This window comes from Luteimonas colneyensis (genome assembly GCF_014836665.1).
In the GTDB taxonomy this organism is placed as follows: domain Bacteria; phylum Pseudomonadota; class Gammaproteobacteria; order Xanthomonadales; family Xanthomonadaceae; genus Luteimonas; species Luteimonas colneyensis.
Genome location: NZ_JACSQJ010000013.1, coordinates 1 through 5,668 on the forward strand (window position 1 = coordinate 1; position 5,668 = coordinate 5,668).

Here is a 5,668-nt window from a genome sequence, read left to right on the forward strand (position 1 = left end):
CGGGCTGAGGCCGCCGCGCGCCCAAAGAAAAACCCCGCAGCCGTGGCTGCGGGGTTTTGGGGTAAAGACCCTGGCGATGACCTACTCTCGCATGCTGGATGCACACTACCATCGGCGCGTTTGCGTTTCACTTCCGAGTTCGGAATGGGATCGGGTGGTTCCACAAAGCTATTGTCACCAGGGAGAGGGTGGAGGGTCGCGGGCCGGTGGTGCTGGCTTGACGCGCACACGCTCTCGTTGGGTTGCCTCGGAACGGAGCCATGGATCAGCTCCGCCGTTGGCGAATAAGTAGGGACGTAGCGAAGCTTGTGCCGGATATCGACGCGTCGTCGAGTCCAAGGCCACTTGAGGTTATATGGTCAAGCCACACGGATCATTAGTACTGGTTAGCTCAATACATTGCTGTACTTACACACCCAGCCTATCAACCACCTGGTCTTGATGGTTCCTTCAGGGGGCTTGTGCCCCGGGAGATCTCATCTTGAGGCGCGCTTCCCGCTTAGATGCTTTCAGCGGTTATCGCTTCCGAACGTAGCTACCCGGCAATGCCACTGGCGTGACAACCGGAACACCAGAGGTTCGTCCACTCCGGTCCTCTCGTACTAGGAGCAGCCCCTCTCAAATCTCCAACGCCCATGGCAGATAGGGACCGAACTGTCTCACGACGTTCTGAACCCAGCTCGCGTACCACTTTAAATGGCGAACAGCCATACCCTTGGGACCGACTACAGCCCCAGGATGTGATGAGCCGACATCGAGGTGCCAAACACCGCCGTCGATATGAACTCTTGGGCGGTATCAGCCTGTTATCCCCGGAGTACCTTTTATCCGTTGAGCGATGGCCCTTCCATACAGAACCACCGGATCACTAAGTCCTACTTTCGTACCTGCTTGATCCGTCGATCTTGCAGTCAAGCACGCTTATGCCTTTGCACACAGTGCGCGATGTCCGACCGCGCTGAGCGTACCTTCGAGCTCCTCCGTTACTCTTTGGGAGGAGACCGCCCCAGTCAAACTACCCACCATACACGGTCCCCGATCCGGATCACGGACCTAGGTTAGAACGTCAAGCACGACAGGGTGGTATTTCAAGGTTGGCTCCACTGCAGCTAGCGCCACAGTTTCACAGCCTCCCACCTATCCTACACAGACGAACTCAACGTTCAGTGTAAAGCTATAGTAAAGGTTCACGGGGTCTTTCCGTCTTGCCACGGGAACGCTGCATCTTCACAGCGATTTCAATTTCACTGAGTCTCGGGTGGAGACAGTGCCGCCATCGTTACGCCATTCGTGCAGGTCGGAACTTACCCGACAAGGAATTTCGCTACCTTAGGACCGTTATAGTTACGGCCGCCGTTTACCGGGGCTTCGATCAAGAGCTTCGCCTTGCGGCTGACCCCATCAATTAACCTTCCGGCACCGGGCAGGCGTCAGACCCTATACGTCCACTTTCGTGTTTGCAGAGTCCTGTGTTTTTGATAAACAGTCGCAGCGGCCTGGTATCTGCGGCCCCCCTCAGCCCAGCCACGCATGTGGCCACCAAAGGGGGCGTACCTTCTCCCGAAGTTACGGTACCATTTTGCCTAGTTCCTTCACCCGAGTTCTCTCAAGCGCCTGAGAATTCTCATCCTACCCACCTGTGTCGGTTTACGGTACGGTCTGCACAAGCTGAAGCTTAGGAGCTTTTCCTGGAAGCGTGGTATCAGTCACTTCGCTCTAATGAGCTCGTCTCGGTGCTCGGTCTTGAAGGGTCCCGGATTTGCCAAAGACCCAAACCTACCGCCTTTCCCCAGGACAACCAACGCCTGGTAGACCTAACCTTCTCCGTCCCTCCATCGCACTTGTGCGAGGTGCTGGAATATTAACCAGCTTCCCATCGACTACGCATTTCTGCCTCGCCTTAGGGGCCGACTCACCCTGCGTCGATTAACGTTGCGCAAGGAAACCTTGGGCTTTCGGCGTGCGGGCTTTTCACCCGCATTATCGTTACTCATGTCAGCATTCGCACTTCCGATACCTCCAGCAGACCTCTCGATCCACCTTCACCGGCTTACGGAACGCTCCTCTACCGCGCATACAAAGTATGCACCCCAAGCTTCGGTTCCATGCTTAGCCCCGTTAAATCTTCCCCGCAGACCGACTCGACCAGTGAGCTATTACGCTTTCTTTAAAGGATGGCTGCTTCTAAGCCAACCTCCTGGCTGTCTGTGCCTTTCCACATGGTTTTCCACTCAGCATGGAATTTGGGACCTTAGCTGTGGGTCTGGGTTGTTTCCCTTTTCACGACGAACGTTAGCACCCGCCGTGTGTCTCCCGCATAGTCTGTCCTGGTATTCGGAGTTTGCAATGGTTTGGTAAGTCGCAATGACCCCCTAGCCATAACAGTGCTCTACCCCCAGGAAGATTCGTGCGAGGCGCTACCTAAATAGCTTTCGAGGAGAACCAGCTATCTCCGGGTTCGATTAGCTTTTCACTCCTAATCACACCTCATCCCCTACCTTTGCAACGGGAGTGGGTTCGGGCCTCCAGTACCTGTTACGGTACCTTCACCCTGGGCATGACTAGATCACCCGGTTTCGGGTCTACTGCCCGCGACTATGCGCCCTTATCAGACTCGGTTTCCCTTCGCCTCCCCTATACGGTTAAGCTCGCCACGAACAGTAAGTCGCTGACCCATTATACAAAAGGTACGCAGTCACCCCGAAGGGCTCCTACTGCTTGTACGCACACGGTTTCAGGATCTATTTCACTCCCCTCTCCGGGGTTCTTTTCGCCTTTCCCTCACGGTACTGGTTCACTATCGGTCGGTCAGGAGTATTTAGCCTTGGAGGATGGTCCCCCCATGTTCAGACAGGGTTTCTCGTGCCCCGCCCTACTCACTTTTCATCATTCCGGCCCTTTCGCATACAGGGCTGTCACCTTCTATGGCCAGTCTTTCCAGACTGTTTTGCTAGAACCGGAACAACTTTTGGGCTGCTCCCCGTTCGCTCGTCGCTACTGGGGGAATCTCGGTTGATTTCTTTTCCTCTGGTTACTTAGATATTTCAGTTCACCAGGTTCGCCTTGCATGGCTATGTATTCACCATGCAATACTCCTTGCGGAGTGGGTTTCCCCATTCGGACATTGCCGGATCAAAGCTTGTTGCCAGCTCCCCGACACTTTTCGCAGGCTGCCACGTCCTTCATCGCCTCTGACCGCCAAGGCATCCACCGTGTGCGCTTATTCGCTTGACCATATAACCCCAAGTCGCCTCGGAGCCATACGTCGTGCCACCAGGGGTACAAAGCCCGGCAGCGCGAAACATACACTCAATCTCTAGGGCCTCAAGGGCCCCGCCTTAGCCTCTACGACACGTCTGGATATTCGTCCCAAACGCTCGCTACGTCCCTGGTTTTCAAAGAACACGGGCCGGCCACAATGCCGCCCCGATTCAAATCTTCATGTGTGTGCGCAGATCATCCAGGAATGGTGGGTCTGGGAGGACTCGAACCACCGGCCTCACCCTTATCAGGGGTGCGCTCTAACCACCTGAGCTACAGACCCAATGTCTTCCCCAGCGTGGTGGAGCCTGTCGGGATCGAACCGACGACCCCCTGCTTGCAAAGCAGGTGCTCTCCCAGCTGAGCTAAGGCCCCATAAAGGGGTCGGTCCCCCGGCTACTCGCCGTGGAACTCCTGGATGCAGGTCACTTGTGCGGACGCCTGACAGGCAATCATGCTGTCTTTTGTCTCTAAAGGAGGTGATCCAGCCGCACCTTCCGATACGGCTACCTTGTTACGACTTCACCCCAGTCATCGGCCACACCGTGGCAAGCGCCCTCCCGAAGGTTAAGCTACCTGCTTCTGGTGCAACAGACTCCCATGGTGTGACGGGCGGTGTGTACAAGGCCCGGGAACGTATTCACCGCAGCAATGCTGATCTGCGATTACTAGCGATTCCGACTTCATGGAGTCGAGTTGCAGACTCCAATCCGGACTGAGAAAAGGTTTCTGGGATTGGCTTGCCCTCGCGGGTTCGCAGCCCTCTGTCCTTTCCATTGTAGTACGTGTGTAGCCCTGGCCGTAAGGGCCATGATGACTTGACGTCATCCCCACCTTCCTCCGGTTTGTCACCGGCGGTCTCCTTAGAGTTCCCACCATTACGTGCTGGCAACTAAGGACAAGGGTTGCGCTCGTTGCGGGACTTAACCCAACATCTCACGACACGAGCTGACGACAGCCATGCAGCACCTGTGTTCGCGTTCCCGAAGGCACCAATCCATCTCTGGAAAGTTCGCGACATGTCAAGGCCAGGTAAGGTTCTTCGCGTTGCATCGAATTAAACCACATACTCCACCGCTTGTGCGGGCCCCCGTCAATTCCTTTGAGTTTCAGTCTTGCGACCGTACTCCCCAGGCGGCGAACTTAACGCGTTAGCTTCGATACTGAGTGCCTAGTTGCACCCAACATCCAGTTCGCATCGTTTAGGGCGTGGACTACCAGGGTATCTAATCCTGTTTGCTCCCCACGCTTTCGTGCCTCAGTGTCAGTACTGGTCCAGGTGGCCGCCTTCGCCACGGATGTTCCTCCTGATATCTACGCATTTCACTGCTACACCAGGAATTCCGCCACCCTCTACCGTACTCTAGCCCGCCAGTATCCAATGCAATTCCCAGGTTGAGCCCAGGGCTTTCACATCAGACTTAACGAACCACCTACGCACGCTTTACGCCCAGTAATTCCGAGTAACGCTTGCACCCTTCGTATTACCGCGGCTGCTGGCACGAAGTTAGCCGGTGCTTATTCTTTGGGTACCGTCAGAACAACCGGGTATTAACCGGCTGCTTTTCTTTCCCAACAAAAGAGCTTTACAACCCGAGGGCCTTCTTCACTCACGCGGCATGGCTGGATCAGGCTTGCGCCCATTGTCCAATATTCCCCACTGCTGCCTCCCGTAGGAGTCTGGGCCGTGTCTCAGTCCCAGTGTGGCTGATCATCCTCTCAGACCAGCTACGGATCGTCGCCTTGGTGGGCCTTTACCCCTCCAACTAGCTAATCCGACATCGGCTCATCTATCTGCGCCAGGCCCGAAGGTCCCCGGCTTTCACCCGTAGGTCGTATGCGGTATTAGTCCCGGTTTCCCGAGGTTATCCCCCACAAATAGGCAGATTCCGATGTGTTCCTCACCCGTCCGCCACTCGCCACCCAGGGAGCAAGCTCCCCTGTGCTGCCGTTCGACTTGCATGTGTTAGGCCTGCCGCCAGCGTTCACTCTGAGCCAGGATCAAACTCTTCACTTGAAGTTTTCGGGCAAATGCCCAATCTCTTGAGTGCAGTCGTTCAAACCCCGAGCTCCAATTACCCGCTTGCATTTGCATGCATTTGAATCTTTGTTGCTCTTGGTACGAACGTCTGCAAGATGGACAACCATCCACCGGCCAGACGCCCGCACAAGTCACCTGCGCACACTGTCAAAGATCGTCGGAAGTGGCCTCAGCGCCTCCTTCCTTCTCCCCGTCGTTTCCGCCGGGGTGAGCCGCACATTGTAGCGCGACTTTCGCGTCCGTCAACACCCTGCCGGGTGGAAACTTCCGCCTCCCTTCGCCTTCCCGACCATCCGGCCGTTCCCGCTGGGGAGCCGCACATATTAGCGCGGTTTCGAAGAACGTCAACACCCTGTGAAGGATCTT

The 5,668-nt window shown here is 55.9% G+C and carries 2 tRNA genes and 3 rRNA genes; all 5 read right to left on the reverse strand.

Annotation, left to right across the window (positions count from 1 at the left end):
* Window positions 1-68 precede the first annotated feature (68 nt).
* The 5 genes from rrf to H9645_RS14090 all read right to left on the reverse strand — a co-directional run bounded on the left by rrf (window position 69) and on the right by H9645_RS14090 (window position 5,278).
* Window positions 69-182: ribosomal RNA gene (rrf, locus tag H9645_RS14070) — 5S ribosomal RNA — on the reverse strand.
* A gap of 173 nt (window positions 183-355) precedes the next feature.
* Window positions 356-3,234, reverse strand: a 23S ribosomal RNA gene (locus H9645_RS14075).
* A gap of 233 nt (window positions 3,235-3,467) precedes the next feature.
* Window positions 3,468-3,544, reverse strand: a tRNA-Ile gene (locus H9645_RS14080).
* A gap of 16 nt (window positions 3,545-3,560) precedes the next feature.
* A tRNA-Ala gene (locus H9645_RS14085) sits at window positions 3,561-3,636 on the reverse strand.
* Window positions 3,637-3,733: 97 nt separating this feature from the next.
* Window positions 3,734-5,278, reverse strand: a 16S ribosomal RNA gene (locus tag H9645_RS14090).
* The 16S, 23S and 5S rRNA genes sit together here with 2 tRNA genes alongside, the layout of an rRNA operon.
* Between the last annotated feature and the right edge of the window lie 390 nt (window positions 5,279-5,668).